Source organism: Streptomyces sp. NBC_01717 (assembly GCF_036248255.1).
Classification (GTDB): domain Bacteria; phylum Actinomycetota; class Actinomycetes; order Streptomycetales; family Streptomycetaceae; genus Streptomyces.
Genome location: NZ_CP109178.1, coordinates 6,882,268 through 6,897,061, shown reverse-complemented (window position 1 = coordinate 6,897,061; position 14,794 = coordinate 6,882,268). Strand labels below are relative to the sequence as shown.

The 14,794-nt window shown below is 68.3% G+C and carries 11 protein-coding genes; 2 read left to right on the top strand and 9 right to left on the bottom strand.

What is annotated here, in order from left to right; all coding sequences use genetic code 11:
• The gene (pyk, locus tag OHB49_RS31220; RefSeq protein WP_030974792.1) at window positions 1–1,434 is read right to left on the bottom strand and encodes a pyruvate kinase; all 1,434 of its coding nucleotides are present in this window, start codon (window positions 1,432–1,434) and stop codon (window positions 1–3) included.
• Between the two features lie 300 nt (window positions 1,435–1,734).
• Between pyk and OHB49_RS31215 the strand changes: the two genes are divergently transcribed.
• Window positions 1,735–3,534 (top strand): bifunctional metallophosphatase/5'-nucleotidase, encoded by a 1,800-nt coding sequence (locus tag OHB49_RS31215; protein ID WP_329164282.1) that lies wholly within the window; start codon window positions 1,735–1,737, stop codon window positions 3,532–3,534.
• Window positions 3,535–3,597: 63 nt separating this feature from the next.
• Here the strand turns inward: OHB49_RS31215 and OHB49_RS31210 are convergent, their stop codons facing one another.
• From OHB49_RS31210 to pepN, 3 genes are all read right to left on the bottom strand, one after another.
• Window positions 3,598–5,019, bottom strand: coding sequence for a lysine N(6)-hydroxylase/L-ornithine N(5)-oxygenase family protein (locus OHB49_RS31210; protein ID WP_329164280.1), 1,422 nt, complete (start codon window positions 5,017–5,019; stop codon window positions 3,598–3,600).
• Window positions 5,016–6,416 (bottom strand): pyridoxal phosphate-dependent decarboxylase family protein, encoded by a 1,401-nt coding sequence (locus tag OHB49_RS31205; RefSeq protein WP_329164279.1) that lies wholly within the window; start codon window positions 6,414–6,416, stop codon window positions 5,016–5,018. Before OHB49_RS31205 ends, OHB49_RS31210 begins: the two co-directional genes overlap by 4 nt.
• A 217-nt stretch (window positions 6,417–6,633) precedes the next feature.
• The gene (pepN, locus tag OHB49_RS31200) at window positions 6,634–9,138 is read right to left on the bottom strand and encodes an aminopeptidase N (protein ID WP_329164277.1); all 2,505 of its coding nucleotides are present in this window, start codon (window positions 9,136–9,138) and stop codon (window positions 6,634–6,636) included.
• A 163-nt stretch (window positions 9,139–9,301) separates the two neighbouring features.
• Between pepN and OHB49_RS31195 the strand changes: the two genes are divergently transcribed.
• Window positions 9,302–9,844, top strand: a complete 543-nt coding sequence (locus OHB49_RS31195) for a MarR family winged helix-turn-helix transcriptional regulator (RefSeq protein ID WP_030972712.1) — start codon at window positions 9,302–9,304, stop codon at window positions 9,842–9,844.
• Window positions 9,845–10,009: 165 nt separating this feature from the next.
• Here the strand turns inward: OHB49_RS31195 and OHB49_RS31190 are convergent, their stop codons facing one another.
• Genes OHB49_RS31190 through OHB49_RS31170 form a run of 5 tightly spaced genes read right to left on the bottom strand, consistent with a single transcriptional unit; the run spans window position 10,010 to window position 14,789 of the window.
• The gene (locus OHB49_RS31190) at window positions 10,010–11,083 is read right to left on the bottom strand and encodes an aromatic ring-hydroxylating oxygenase subunit alpha (protein ID WP_030972713.1); all 1,074 of its coding nucleotides are present in this window, start codon (window positions 11,081–11,083) and stop codon (window positions 10,010–10,012) included.
• A 7-nt stretch (window positions 11,084–11,090) separates the two neighbouring features.
• On the bottom strand, window positions 11,091–11,312 hold the full coding sequence (locus OHB49_RS31185; protein WP_030972714.1) for a recombinase-like helix-turn-helix domain-containing protein: 222 nt from the start codon (window positions 11,310–11,312) through the stop codon (window positions 11,091–11,093).
• A gap of 22 nt (window positions 11,313–11,334) precedes the next feature.
• Window positions 11,335–12,300: a PDR/VanB family oxidoreductase gene (locus OHB49_RS31180; protein ID WP_329164273.1), complete on the bottom strand. Its 966-nt coding sequence runs from the start codon at window positions 12,298–12,300 to the stop codon at window positions 11,335–11,337.
• Window positions 12,297–13,958 (bottom strand): thiamine pyrophosphate-binding protein, encoded by a 1,662-nt coding sequence (locus OHB49_RS31175; RefSeq protein ID WP_329164272.1) that lies wholly within the window; start codon window positions 13,956–13,958, stop codon window positions 12,297–12,299. Before OHB49_RS31175 ends, OHB49_RS31180 begins: the two co-directional genes overlap by 4 nt.
• Window positions 13,959–14,003: 45 nt before the next feature.
• Window positions 14,004–14,789 carry an SDR family oxidoreductase gene (locus OHB49_RS31170; RefSeq protein ID WP_030972719.1) on the bottom strand — a complete coding sequence of 262 codons (786 nt, stop codon included), beginning with the start codon at window positions 14,787–14,789 and terminating at the stop codon, window positions 14,004–14,006.
• Between the last annotated feature and the right edge of the window lie 5 nt (window positions 14,790–14,794).

The window sequence follows — 14,794 nt, the reverse complement described above, 5'->3', positions numbered from 1 at the left end:
TTACTTGGGGCTGTCGTCCTCGCCGATGTGGTGCACGCGTACCAGGTTCGTCGATCCCGCGACGCCGGGCGGGGAGCCGGCCGTGATGACCACGACGTCGCCCTTCTCGCAGCGGCCGATCCGCAGGAGTTCCTCATCGACCTGGGCGACCATCGCGTCCGTGGAGTCGACGTGCGGGCCGAGGAAGGTCTCGACGCCCCATGTGAGGTTCAGCTGGGAGCGGGTGGCCGGGTCGGGGGTGAAGGCCAGGAGTGGGATGGGTGAGCGGTAGCGGGAGAGTCGCTTGACGGTGTCGCCGCTCTGGGTGAAGGCGACGAGGAATTTCGCGCCGAGGAAGTCGCCCATCTCTGCGGCTGCTCGGGCGACCGCGCCGCCCTGGGTGCGGGGCTTGTTGCGGTCGGTGAGTGGGGGCAGGCCCTTGGCGAGGATGTCTTCCTCGGCGGCTTCGACGATGCGGGACATCGTGCGGACCGTTTCGATGGGGTATTTGCCGACGCTGGTCTCGCCGGAGAGCATGACGGCGTCGGTGCCGTCGATGATGGCGTTGGCGACGTCGGAGGCTTCGGCGCGGGTGGGCCGGGAGTTGTCGATCATCGAGTCGAGCATCTGGGTGGCGACGATGACCGGTTTGGCGTTGCGCTTGGCGAGTTTGATGGCGCGCTTCTGGACGATCGGCACTTGTTCGAGGGGCATTTCGACGCCGAGGTCGCCGCGGGCGACCATGATGCCGTCGAATGCGGCGACGATGTCGTCGATGTTCTCGACGGCCTGGGGTTTTTCGACTTTGGCGATGACGGGGAGGCGGCGGCCTTCTTCGTCCATGATGCGGTGGACGTCGTCGATGTCTTGTCCGCTGCGTACGAAGGAGAGGGCGATGATGTCGGCGCCGGTGCGCAGGGCCCAGCGGAGGTCTTCGATGTCTTTGTCGGAGAGTGCGGGGACGGAGACGGCGACGCCGGGGAGGTTGAGGCCTTTGTTGTCGGAGACCATGCCTCCTTCGATGACGGTGGTGTGGACGCGGGGGCCGTCGACGTGGGTGACTTCGAGGGTGACGCGGCCGTCGTCGACGAGGATGCGTTCGCCGGTGGTGACGTCGGTGTTGAGGCCTTCGTAGGTGGTGCCGCAGGTGTTGCGGTCGCCTTCGGTGGGTTCGACGGTGATGGTGAAGGTGTCGCCGCGTTCAAGGAGTACGGGGCCTTCGCGGAAGCGGCCGAGGCGGATCTTCGGGCCTTGAAGGTCGGCGAGGATGCCGACGCTGCGTCCGGTTTCGTCGGAGGCTTTGCGTACGTGGCGGTAGCGCTGTTCGTGTTCGGCGTAGGAGCCGTGGCTGAGGTTGAAGCGGGCGATGTCCATTCCGGCTTCGACGAGTGCCTTGATCTGGTCGTATGTGTCGGTGGCTGGGCCCAGGGTGCAGACGATTTTTGCTCGGCGCATGGTTTGAGCCTAGACCTTACCTACGGGTAGCGATTTGGGTCTGCGTGTCGACTCAACAACCTTTGGGTGAAGGGTTATTGACAAGGGTTGAATTGTGCATGGGGGCGCTCTGATGAGCATTCTGATCAGAGTTTCGGGGTGCCGTTGGGGGCTGGTGTGGGGGCAGGGGTCCGCGGTCGCTTCGGGGTGTGGCACGTGTGGTCATCAGATAGAAACCTGCGAGGGGTGTTGCAAGGTGCGGCTGGTGGGTCATTATCTACGCGCGTTGTGTAGTACGAGATCTGATCTGTGGGAGACAAGATGCCGCTGAACCGTAGGACGTTCCTGGGCACATCGGCTGCGGCCGGGGCCGGTGTGGCGATGGCTGGGGGTGTGGCTGTGCCTGCCGAGGCCCACGGTCGTGGTCATGGGCGTCCGCCGAAGCGGTATTCGTTCACGGTGATGGGCACGACCGATCTGCACGGGAATGTCTTCAACTGGGACTACTTCACGGACAAGGAGTTCGACGACAAGGCGCACAACGATGTGGGTCTGGCGAAGATCTCGACGTTGGTGGACCAGGTCCGTGCGGAGAAGGGCCGGCACAACACCCTGATGATCGATGCGGGTGACACGATCCAGGGCACGCAGCTGTCGTACTACTACGCGAAGATCGATCCGATCACGGCGAAGCGTGGTCCGGTGCATCCGATGGCGCAGGCGATGAACGCGATCGGGTACGACGCGGCGGCGCTGGGCAACCATGAGTTCAACTACGGCATTCCGGTGCTGCGGAAGTTCGAGGAGCAGTGTGATTTCCCGCTGCTGGGTGCGAATGCGCTGGATGCGAAGACGTTGCGGCCTGCGTTCGCTCCGTATGTGATCAAGCGGATGCGTACGCCGCACGGTCCGGATGTCAAGGTGGCGATTCTGGGTCTGACGAATCCGGGGATCGCGATCTGGGACAAGGTGAATGTCAGCGGCAAGATGGTGTTCCCGGGGCTGGAGGAGCAGGCGGCGAAGTTCGTGCCGCGACTTCGGTCCATGGGTGCGGATGTCGTGATCGTGTCGGCGCATTCGGGGACCAGTGGGACGTCGTCGTACGGTGATCAGGTTCCGTATGTGGAGAACGCGGCGGCTCTGGTGGCGGAGCAGGTGCCGGGTATCGATGCGATTCTGGTCGGCCATGCCCATCTGGAGATCCCCGAGTACTTCGTGGAGAACAAGGAGACGGGTAAGAAGGTGGTGCTCTCCGAGCCGTTGAAGTGGGGGCAGCGGTTGACGTTGTTCGACTTCGATCTGGTGTGGGAGAAGGGCCGCTGGGTGGTGGAGCGTGCGGGTTCGCAGGTGCTGAACTCGAACACGGTGGCCGAGGACTCGAAGATCACTGGTCTGCTGGCCGACGAGCACAAGAAGGTCGTGGCGTACGTCAATCAGGTCATCGGTTCGTCGACGGTGGCGATGACGACGGCGGAGGCGGCGTGGAAGGACGAGCCGATCATTGATCTGATCAATGTGGTTCAGGCGGAGACGGTGAAGGCTGCGCTGGCCGGTGGCGAGTATGCGTCGCTTCCGGTGCTGTCGCAGGCGTCGTGTTTCTCGCGTACGGCGCAGATTCCGGCCGGCGATGTGACGATCAAGGATGCGGCGGGGCTGTATCCGTTCGAGAACACGCTTGAGGCCCGGCTGTTGACGGGTGCGCAGATCAAGGACTACCTGGAGTTCTCGGCGCGGTATTACGTGCAGACGGCGGCTGATGTTCCGGTGGATACGGCGAAGTTGACGAATGCGGACAATACGCCGGACTACAACTATGACGCGGTGTCGGGTCTGACGTATGACATCGACATCGCGAAGCCGAACGGTTCGCGGATTGTGGATCTGTCGTTCGAGGGCAAGGCGATCGATCCGGCGGCTCAGTTCGTGCTGGCGGTGAACAACTATCGGGCGAGCGGTGGCGGCAACTTCCCGCATGTGCCGGGTGCGAAGCAGTTGTGGGCGAATTCGGAGGAGATCCGTAACACGATCATTGCGTGGGTGCAGGCGAAGGGTTCGGTGGATGGTTCGCAGTTCGCTTCGGTGGACTGGCGGCTGACGCGGGACGGTAAGCCGGTGTTCTAGCGGTTCTTTGGTCGAGCGGCCGTCTCCTTTCCGGGAGGCGGCCGCTTTTTTGTGTGCGGTGGGTCAGTTGCCTTGTACGAGGGGGATGAGGCCGGGGTGCTGGTGGGGGATTTTGGGGGTGTTCTGGGGGGTGAGGCCGAAGGTGGTGAAGGCGGTGCGTTGTGGGAGGGGGTAGGCGTTGGTGCCGGTGAGGTTGTTGAGGATGGTGGCGCTGCGCCAGGCGGCGAGTCCGAGGTCGGGGGCGCCGACTCCGTGGGTGTGGCGTTCGGCGTTCTGTACGTAGACGTTGCCGGTGACGGTGGGGTCGAGTTCGAGGCGGAATTGGTCGTCGATGCTGGGGCGTCCGCCGGTGTCGCGGCGGATGTGGGGGGCGAGGCCGGTGAGGATGCGGTCGAGGGGGCGTTCGCGGTAGCCGGTGGCGAGGACGACTGCGTCGGTGGTGAGGCGGGTGCGGGTGCCTTGTTGGGTGTGTTCGAGGTGGAGTTCGACGCGGGTGTTGGCGAGGCGGCCTGCGGTGCGTACGTGGACGCCGGGGGTGAGGGTGGTGTCGGGCCAGCCACCGTGGAGGGTGCGTCGGTAGAGCTCGTCGTGGATGGCGGCGATGGTGTCGGCGTCGATGCCTTTGTGGAGTTGCCATTGGTGGGGGACGAGTTCGTCGCGTACGTGTTCGGGGAGTGCGTGGAAGTAGCGGCTGTAGTCGGGGGTGAAGTGTTCGAGGCCGAGTTTGGAGTACTCCATGGGGGCGAAGGCGTGGGTACGGGCGAGCCAGTGGAGTTTTTCGTGTCCGGCGGGGCGTGCGCGGAGGAGGTCGAGGAAGATTTCGGCGCCTGACTGGCCGGAGCCGATGACGGTGATGTGTTCGGCTTCGAGGAGTTGTCGGCGGTGGTGGAGGTAGTCGGCGGAGTGGATGACGGGGACGGTTTCGGCGTCGGCGAGGGGTTTGAGGGGTTCGGGGATGAAGGGTTCGGTGCCGATGCCGAGGGCGATGTTGCGGGTGTAGGCGCGGCCGAGGGCTTCGGCTTCGCCGTGGGTGTCGAGTTGGGTGAAGTCGACTTCGAAGAGTTGGCGTTCGGGGTTCCAGCGGACGGCGTCGACCTGGTGGCTGAAGTGGAGGCCGGGGAGTTGGTCGGTGACCCAGCGGCAGTAGGCGTCGTATTCGGCTCGTTGGATGTGGAAGCGCTCGGCGAAGTAGAAGGGGAAGAGGCGGTCGCGGCTGCGTAGGTAGTTGAGGAAGGTCCAGGGGCTTGCGGGGTCGGCGAGGGTGACGAGGTCGGCGAGGAAGGGGACTTGGAGGCTGGCGCCGTCGATGAGGAGGCCGGGGTGCCAGTGGAAGGCGGGGCGTTGTTCGTAGAAGGTCGCGGCGAGGGGGTGGGGGTTGCCGGGGATGCCGTGTGCGAGGGCGGCGAGGGAGAGGTTGAAGGGGCCGATGCCGATGCCGACGAGGTCGTGTGGCTGGTCGGGGTTGGGGCTGGGTCGGTCGGTCATCGGGGTGTGTTGCCTTTCTTGAGGTCGTGGGTGAGGTGGGTGACGTGGTCGAGGAGGGTTTGGAGGTCGTCGGGGGTGGTGTGGGGGTTGAGGAGGGTGGCTTTGAGCCAGAGGCCGTTGTGGGTGTGGGCGCGGCCGAGGACGGCTTGGCCGTTGGTGAGGAGGGTGCGGCGGATGGTGGCGACGGTGTTGTCGTCGGTGTGGGTGGGGCGGAAGAGGACGGTGGTGATGGTGGGGCGGTCGTAGAGGTCGAGGGTGGGGGTGTGGGTGATGAGGTCGGCGAGGTGGTGGGCGGTGTTGATGGTGCGGTCGATGAGGTCGGCGAGTCCGGTGCGGCCGAGGGCTTGGAGGGTGACGGCGATTTTGAGGGTGTCGGGTCGGCGGGTGGTGCGTAGGGAGCGGCCGAGGAGGTCGGGGAGGCCGGCTTCGGTGTCGTCGTGGCTGTTGAGGTAGGGGGCTTGGTGGTGGAGGGCTTGGAGGTGGTGGTGGTCGGGGACGGCGAGGATGCCTGCGGGGGCGGGTTGCCAGCCGAGTTTGTGGAGGTCGAGGGTGACGCTGTGGGCGCGGTGGAGGCCGTGGAGTTTGGTGCGGTGGGTGGGGCTGAAGAGGAGGGGGCCGCCGTAGGCGGCGTCGATGTGGAGTTCGGCTCCGTGGGTGGTGCAGAGGTCGGCGATGTCGTCGAGGGGGTCGATCTGGCCGGTGTCGGTGGTGCCTGCGGTGGCGGTGACGAGGAGGCGCTGGTGGTGGTGTCGGGTGAGGGTTTCTTCGAGTGCGGTGAGGTCCATGACGCCGGTGGGGGCGGGGATGGTGAGGGGTTCGGGGAGGCCGAGGAGCCAGGTGGCGCGGTTGATGCTGTGGTGGGCGTTGGTGGCGCAGATGGTTTGTACGGGGCCGTGGCGTTCGCGGGCGAGGAGGAGGGCGAGTTGGTTGGCTTCGGTGCCGCCGGTGGTGATGAGGGCGTCGGGGTGGGGGTGGTGGGGGTAGATCTCGTGGGCGAGTGCGGTGGTGGTGGCGGCTTCGAGGGTTGAGGCGGCGGGTGCTTGGTCCCAGGAGTCCATGGAGGGGTTGAGGGCGGAGGCGGCGAGGTCGGCTGCGGTGGCGAGGGCGAGGGGTGGGGTGTGGAGGTGGGCTGCGCAGTGGGGGTGTGCGGGGTCTGCGGAGCCTTGGGTGAGTGCGGTGATGAGGGTGCGTAGGGCGTGGTGGGGGCCGGTGCCGTGGTCGGGGATGACGGGGTGGGTGGCGGCGTGTATGCGGGTGGTGGTGGTCGGGGGTCCGCCGGCGGGGATGGGGCCGTTTCGTTGGTGGGCTCCGTCGTGGAGTGCGGTGAGGACGGTGTCGAGGAGGGGGCGGAGGGCGTCGGGTCCGGTGGTGGATCCGGCGAGGGGTGGGGTGGGCATGGGTGGTGGGGCCCTTCGGGTGCGCGCATGGGTGGACATGCCAGCTTGTCCGGGTTTCTGGTGGCGCGGCCGGTGAGCGTGGTGATCTGAACTCGAAAGGGGGACGGGCGGTGGGGGGTGGGGGGGTTGTCGGGGGTGCTGGTGGTATGGGTGTGCCCGGCGTCTCCCCTTGGGGTGGCGCCGGGCACGGGTGCTGCGGTGTGTGGGGTGTGGTGGGTCAGTGGGCGTTGCGTACGGCGAGGGCTCGGCGCAGGTCGTCGATCTGGTCGGTGAGTTTGCGGCGGAGGGCGGGGATGAGGGTGGGGTCGTTCAGGGCTTGTTCGCCGTGGTGGAGGTTGTCGGTGTCGATGGCGTAGTGGGGGAAGGCGTAGCGGCCTGCGGCTTCGGCGATGGCGGGGCCGCGGCGGGCGGCGAGTGCGGTGGCTTCGGGGTAGTAGCGGGGGACGTAGGTGTGGACGAGGTCGGCCTGTTCGGGTTGCCAGAAGCCTTGGGCGGTGGCGCTGAAGAGGTAGTTGGAGAGGGTGTCGTCGTTGAACAGGCTGTGCCAGGCGGTGGCTTTGGCTTCGGGGGTGGGGAGGGCGGCGCGGCAGCGGGCGGCGCCTTCCTGGCCGGTGGCGCTGGGGTCGTGTTCGAGTTCGGTGGCGATGGTGGTTTCGTCGGTGGCGCCGAGGACGGCGAGTCGGGTGAGGATGCGCCAGCGGAGTTCGGGGTCGAGTTCGGGGCCGCCAGGGACGCTGTCGTTGGTGAGCCAGTCCTGGATGGTGTCGGGTTGGGTGGCGGCGTCGATGTAGTGGCGTACGGCGGTGAGGCGGAGGCCGGGGTTGGCGCCGTCCTCGGTGCGGCGGATGAGGTCGCGGCAGAGGTCGGTGAGGGTGGCGTGGGCGGCGGGGCGGTTGTCGGGGGTGGTGTAGCGGCGGGTGATCTGGGTGTCGGCGAAGGTGAGGACGCCTTGGACAAGGGCGAGGTCGGTTTCGTGCGGGAGGTGGGTGCGGGCTGTGCGGAGGTAGGTGGTGGGGTGGAGTTCGCCGTCGCGGACCATGTCGCGGGCGGTGTTCCAGATGACGGCTCGGGTGAGGGCGTCGGGGATGCCGGAGAGGGTGTGGAGTGCGGTGTTCCAGGATTCGGGGTCGAGGCGGACCTTGGCGTAGGTGAGGTCGTGGTCATTGGGGACGACGAGGGCGGGGCGGCGTCCGGTGTGGTTCTTGGCGGTGTTGTTGTGGGGGACGTCCAGTTCGAAGCGGTCGCGCAGGATGAGGCGGTCCGGTCCTGGCTGGGTTTCGATGGCGTGGTCGTAGGCGCCGACGGCGATGCGGTGGGGGCGGTGGCCGTGCTGGTCGATGGTGATGGACCAGGCGCCGTCGGATTCGTCGACGTGGGGGGTGAGGGTGTCGATGCCGGTGGTGCGGAGCCATTGTTCGGCCCAGGCGTGGACGTTGCGGTCGGTGGCTGAGGCGAGGTTGTCGATGAAGTCGGCGAGGGTGGCGTTGGCGAATTTGTGTCGGGCGAAGTGGGTGTTGATGCCGGTGAGGAAGTCTTTTTCGCCGAGCCAGGTGACGAGTTGGCGCAGGGCTGATGCGCCCTTGGCGTAGGAGATGCCGTCGAAGTTGAGCATGGCGGATGCGGTGTCGGGGACGGCGGCGGGGTCGGGGGCGACGGGGTGGGTGGAGGGGCGTTGGTCGGCGTCGTATCCCCAGCCCTTGCGGGCTACGCCGAAGTCGACCCAGGTGTCGGTGAAGCGGGTGGCTTCGGTGAGGGTCTGGTAGCCCATGTATTCGGCGAAGGACTCGTTGAGCCAGATGTCGTCCCACCAGGCGAGGGTGACGAGGTCGCCGAACCACATGTGGGCCATTTCGTGGGCGATGACCATGGCGCGGGTCTGGCGTTCGGTGTCAGTGACGGCTGAGCGGTAGATGAATTCGTCGCGGAAGGTGACGAGCCCGGGGTTCTCCATGGCGCCGGCGTTGAATTCGGGTACGAACGCCTGGTCGTAGGAGTCGAAGGGGTAGGGCTCGTCGAATTTTTCGTGGTAGCGGTCGAAGCAGGCGCGGGTGATGTCGAGGATTTCGTCGGCGTCGGCGTCGAGGTGGGGGGCGAGGGAGCGGCGGCAGTGGATACCGAAGGGCAGTCCGGCGTGCTGGGTGGTGACGGAGTGCCAGGGGCCTGCGGCGACGGCGACGAGGTAGGTGGAGATCAGTGGTGTGGGGGCGATGGTCCACCGGCCGTTGCCGGTGTGTTCGGCGATGCCGTTGCCTAGGACGGTCCAGGCTTCGGGGGCGGTGACGGTGAGGGCGAAGACGGATTTGAGGTCGGGCTGGTCGAATGCGGCGAAGACGCGTTGGACGTCTTCCATGAAGAGCTGGGTGTAGAGGTACGTTTCGCCGTCGGTGGGGTCGGTGAAGCGGTGCATGCCTTCGCCGGTGCGGGAGTAGCGCATGGCGGCGTCGATGCGCAGTTCGTGCGGGCCGGCGGTGAGTGCGGTGAGCGGGTAGCGGTTCTCGGTGAGGTCTGCGGGGTCGAGGGGGTGTCCGTCGAGGCTGATGGAGCGCAGGGTGGCGGGCTTGAGTTCGACGAAGGTGTCTCCGGCCGCGAGTGCGGTGAACTGGATGACGGTGCGGGAGTCGAAGGTGTCTTCACCCGTGGTCAGATCGAGGTCGATCGTGTACCGGTGTACGTCGAGGAGCTGGGCTCGGGTCTGCGCTTCGTTGCGCGTCAGTACGGACATGGATCCATGCTGCCGCATGGCGTAGGGGGTGCGCAGTGGGGTTCTCGCAGGGCTGAGTGGGTGGTGGGCGGGGTGCGGTGCGGGTGGGTGGCTGCGCGGCTGCGGGTGGCCGTTGAGGGCTAAGATTCTTACCCATTGTGTTCCTGCACGGAGGGTGCCCGGGATGGCGAAGAAGACGGCTTCCGCGACGCGGCAGGATGCGGTGGCGTCGATCGTCGAGGACTGGCGGCGGGAGCGGCCGGATCTGGACACGGCTCCGCTGGAGGTGTTCGGCCGGCTGCATCGGGCGTTCTTGCGGTACAGCGCGGCGATTTCGCGGCCGGTGGAGCGCAAGGGCCTGTCGATGGCGGGGTTCGATGTGCTGACCGCGTTGCGCAGGGCTGGTGCGCCGTTTCGTCGTACGGCGGGTGAGCTGGCGGATTCCGGGCTGATCAGTTCGGCCGGTGTGACGTTGCGGATCGACCGGCTGGAGAAGGACGGGCTGATTCTGCGGGAGCGGGATCCGCAGGACCGCCGGGTGGTGCATTCGCGGTTGACGGACGAGGGTCTGTCGACGATCGACGAGTTGTTCTCGGAGCATTTGGAGAACGAGCGGCGGATGCTGGCGGGGCTCACTCCTGCGGAGTGCCGGCAGTTGGCGCGGTTGTTGGAGAAGTTGGAGCGGTCCGTGCTGGCGGCGGAGGACGGGGCGGGCGAGGAGGGGTAGGGCGGGGCCACCTGGTGGCCGCTTCGTCCTCGATCGCCGGTCGCGCTCGGTCTGCCGGACGGGCTCGGAGTTGCCCGTCCGGCCGGTGCGTGAACCTCGATCGCCGGACGGGCTCGGTGATCGGGCCCGTCCGGCGATCGGGGACATCTTTGTGTTCGAGGCGGCTCAGCGGGTGGTGTCCGCCTTGGCCTGGGCCTCTGCTTCCGTGCGGTACATGCGGCGGACGCGGACGACGCCCAGGTCGTGCTGGTACAGGTTCTCGGCCTGGTCGGCGTCGCTGCGGAGTTCTTCGAGCATGATCCGGTCCTGTTCGAGGACGTCCCAGTGGCGGTCCTCCAGCACGGTCTTGTAGAGGAAGCGCCAGGTGTCGCGCTGCCAGTCCGTGACGCGGCGGTAGCGCCAGAAGAAGACGGCGCAGCGGTCCTCGTCGATGGGGGTGGCCATGCCGACGATGCCGAACGGGCCGCCGGGGCCGGCGGTGGGCGGGTACGGGATGGTCAGGTCGACCCAGTCGATGCCGGTGCGGCAGAGTTCGACCCAGTCGAAGTTCACGCCGCTCTGGTCGGTCTTCTCGAAGAAGAAGCCGCGTTCGGTCTCGCGGATCCGGAAGCGGGCGGTGGTCTGCCCTTCGGACATGCTGTGCGAGTCGCGGTGCAGGAACGATCCGTGCATGGGGTCGAGGAGGTTCTCGACGGCGTAGCGCCAGTTGACGTTCCACTCCGCGTAGCAGAGGAAGGCCGAGACGTCGGGGTCGGTGAGCTGTTCCGGCAGGACGAGGGGAGCCGGTTCGGGGTGTTCGTCGTCGCCGAAGTAGGCGAGGATCGCGCCGCCGGTCTCGATGACGTGGGGTGCGGCGACGAGCTGTTTGCCTTCGAGGTTGCAGCCCGGCAGGCCGGGTACGGCGGCGACGGTGCCGGTGCCGTCGACCTGGACGCCGTGGTACCAGCAGGCGATGCGGTCGCCGAGGTGTTTGCCGAGGGAGAGCCGGGCGCCGCGGTGGGGGCAGCGGTCCTCGAGCATGTGGAGGGTGCCGTCGGCGCGGCGGAAGAGGAGCCATTCCTCACCGAGGAGGGTGAGGCGCTTCATGCCGCCGGCGGGGACGGAGTCGGAGGGGCAGACGGCGTACCACTGGTTGCGTATGCCGGTGGTGAAGAGGCGGTCGGCGGTGCGGTTGCCGGGGCGGGCGACTTCGGAGGGCCGGGTGGTCTCGCCGGTGTGTATTGCGGTGTCGGTGGTCATGGTCGTTTCACGCTCCCAGTCGTCGCATCTCGGTGCGGAAGGTGTCCTCGGTCCACGGGTTGCCGTCGGGGGCGGGCAGGTCGCGGGCGTTGAGTCCGGCGACGAGGCCGGGCAGGTCGTGGGCGCCGCTGCCGAAGACGTCCTCGATCACCGCGGCGAGTTTCTTCTCGTACGGGGTGGGGTCGGCGGTGCGTGCCTGGTGGGGGTTGAGGTACTGCGGGGTGGTCATGTCGGCTCCCTTCGGGGGTGGTTCAGAGGTCCAGGACGAGGCGCGGGGTGCAGGCGCGGGAGACGCAGAGCATCATCGAGGCGCCGGCGGCCTTCTCGCTGTCGGAGAGCAGGAAGTCCCGGTGGTCGGGGGTGCCTTCGAGGACTTTGGTCTCGCAGGTGCCGCAGATGCCGTCGCGGCAGGAGGAGGGTACGGAGATTCCGGCGCCTTCGAGTGCGTCCAGGACCGAGGTGTCGGGGCCGACCTGGACGGTGGTTCCGGTGCGGGAGCAGACGACGTCGAAGCCGGTGTCCTCTCCGTCGCGGGGGGCCGCCGTCGGGGCGGCGAAGCGTTCCGTGCGGGCGGTGGGGCAGCGTTCCTCGACCGCGGCGAGGAGGGGTTCCGGTCCGCAGCAGTAGACCTGGGTGTCTGCGGGGAGGTCGCCCAGGAGGGTGTCGAGGTCGATGTGGCCCTGTTCGTCCTGGGGTACGAACTCGACTGATCCGCCGGGGAGTTCGGCGAGTGCGGTGAGTTCGGCACCGAAGGCCATGGAGGTGCGGGTGCGACCGCCGTGGACGAGGCGCCACGGGATGGCGCGGCGGGTCGCTTCGCGGGCCATGGCGAGGATCGGGGTGATGCCGATGCCGCCCGCGATGAAGAGGAAGCTGCCGGCGTTGTTGTCGGCGTCGAGTTCGAAGTGGTTGCGGGGGCCTTGGACGCGGAGGGTCTGGCCGGGCCGCAGCTGGGTGTGGACGTGGGCGGAGCCGCCGCGGGATGCGGGTTCCTTGAGGATGCCGATGCGCCAGTGGGTGGGGTCGGCGGGGTCGGAGCACAGGGAGTACTGGCGGATGTGGCCGCCGGTGTGTACGTCGATGTGGGCGCCGGGGGTCCAGGCGGGGAGGGGGGTGCCGTCCGGGTGGGTGAGTTCGATTGCGAGGACGCCGTCGGCTTCCCAGGTCATGCGGTGGACGAGCAGGTCGAGCTGGGGTTCTTGTCCGGTGGTGGTCATCGCGGGTCGCCTCCTTGTCCGGTGGCGGTCGAGGGGAGCTTGACGGGCGGGGTGAACGGCGTGTTCATCGGGCCGAGTGCGGCGAGGTCGATCTCGACGAGGGTGGGGCCGTCGGAGGCGGTGGCTTCCTTGATGACGGGGCCGGCGTCGGCTTCGGTGGCGATCCGGGCGTAGGGGAGTCCGACGGCGGCGGCGAGCGCGGCGAAGTCGGGGGTGGTGAGGTCGACCCCGGAGCGGCGGGGGAAGTGGGTGTCCTGCATGTTGCGCAGGACGCCGTAGCCTCCGTCGTTGAAGACGAGGAGGGTGAGGCGGGGCCTCTCCTGGGCGAGGGTGAGGAGTTCGCCGAGGTGGACGGCGAGGCCGCCGTCGCCTGCGATGACGACGGTGGGGGTGTCGGGGCGGCCGAGTGCGGCGCCGATGCCCATGGCGAGGCCTTGTCCGATGCCTCCGCCGCGGGGGAAGACGTTGGTCGCCGGGTCGGTGATCTCCAGCAGCCGGTTTCCCCAGGTGGAGGAGGGGATGGTGACGTCGCGGGCGATGACGGATGCGGGCGGGCAGGCGTCGCGGATCGCGTCGTTGACTGCGGCCTGCGGGCCGATCGCGTGACGCTGTGCGCTGCGGGCGTCGTTACGGGCCTTGCGTACGCGGGCCGGCCAGTGCGTCTCCGTACCGCTGCTGCTGATGCGTTCCAGGAGGGCCGTGAGGACGGCGGCCGCGTCGCCGTGCAGGGCGCAGGTGGCCGGGTGGACGCGGCCGGGGGCGGCCGGGTCGAGGTCCACCTGGATGTGCACCGAGGGCAGTTCGAGGCTGTAGTCGGCGGTCTCGTTGGAGCGGAAGTGGGTGCCGATGGAGAGCAGCACGTCGGCTTCGGCGAGGAGGGCGCGTCCGGCGGGGGCGGTGGCGTAGTTGCCGAGGACGCGTTCGTCGGACTCGGGGACGGAGCCGCGGCCGGAGTTGGAGGTGACGAGTCCGGCGTTCAGCGCGTCGAGGAGTGCGGCGAGTTCGGGGCGGGCGCTGTTGGCTCCGCCGCCGGCCCAGACGAGGGGGCGGTGTGCGGCGGCGAGGAGGGCCGCGGCCTCGTCGAGGAGTGCCGGGTCGGGCAGGGCCGGGGGCGAACTGACGGGTACGGGGGTGCCGGTCAGCTGCTGGGGGGCGAACTGCAGGTCGATGGGCCATTCGACGCTGACGGGGCCGTGCGGGGCGGTGAGGGCGCGGGCGGCGGCGTCGCGGAGGATGTCGCCCGCGTCGGCGGCGTCGGTCACGGTGACGGCGTGGGTGGAGACCGCGCGGAGCATGCCGAGCTGGTCCTTGGTCTCGTGGATGAAGCCGCGTCCGGAGCCGAGGTATTCGCTGTCGATCTGGCCGGTGATGTGGAGGACGGGGGTGCCGGAGCTGAGGGACTCGATGAGGGAGCCGGCTGCGTTGCCCGCTCCGGTGCCGGTGCTGGTGAGGGCGCAGCCGAGGCGTCCGGTGGCGCGGGCGTAGCCGTCGGCCGCGTTGACTGCGGCGGCTTCGTGGCGCACGGGGACGAAGCGCAGGTCGCGGTCCACGGCTTCGACGAGCGGCAGGTTGTGCACGCTGACGATGCCGAACACCGTGTCGACGCCGAGTCCGCGCAGCGTCTCGACGAGCAGGTCGCCGCCGTTGGGTTGGGTCATGTCGTTGCGCTCCTGAGGTACGTGAACGGGGGTGGGGGTTGGGTGTTATGCGATGGATCGGTTGACGCCGCCGCAGACGTCGACGGTGGTGCCGGTGATGTACGAGGCCCGGGGTGAGAGCAGGGTGGTGACGGCGTACGCGACTTCGTCGGCGTTGCCGAGGCGGCCGAGTGCGATGCCCCGGTCCGCGGCGAGTTCGGCCTGCCAGGCGGCGTAGTCGAGGGGGCTGCCGGATGCCGCGTAGCGGCGTTCCCACTGTCCGGTGTCGACGAGGCCGAGGCAGACGGAGTTGACGCGGATGCCGTCGGGGGCGAGTTCCTTCGACAGGGAGGTCGAGAGGTTGAGGATGCCGGCGCGGGCGGCGCTGGTGGTCATGAGCCGGGTCTCGGGCTGTTTGGCGAGTACGGCGTTGATGTTGACGACGGAGGCGTTGCCGGACTTGCGCAGGTGGGGCAGGGCGGCGTGGAGGGGGTTGAGGACGCCGAAGAATTTGAGTTCGAGTTCGTCCCGCCAGTCGTCGGCGGTGGTCTCGGCGAAGGGTTTCATCCGGGAGGCGCCGGCGTTGTTGACGAGTCCGTCGAGGCCGCCGAAGCGGTCGGCGGCTTCTTCGGTGAACGCTGCGACTGCCGCTTCGTCGCGTACGTCGCAGGGGGCGTGGTGCAGCCTGTCCGGTCCGGCGAGTCCGTCGAGGGCGGTGGTGAGGGCGTCGGCGCGGCGGCCGCAGGTGGCGACGCGGGCGCCTTCGGCGAGCAGCATGCGGACCGTGGCGAGGCCGACGCCGGAGCTGCCGCCGGTGACGAGGATGCTGCGGTCGGCGAGGCCGAGGTCCATCTCGT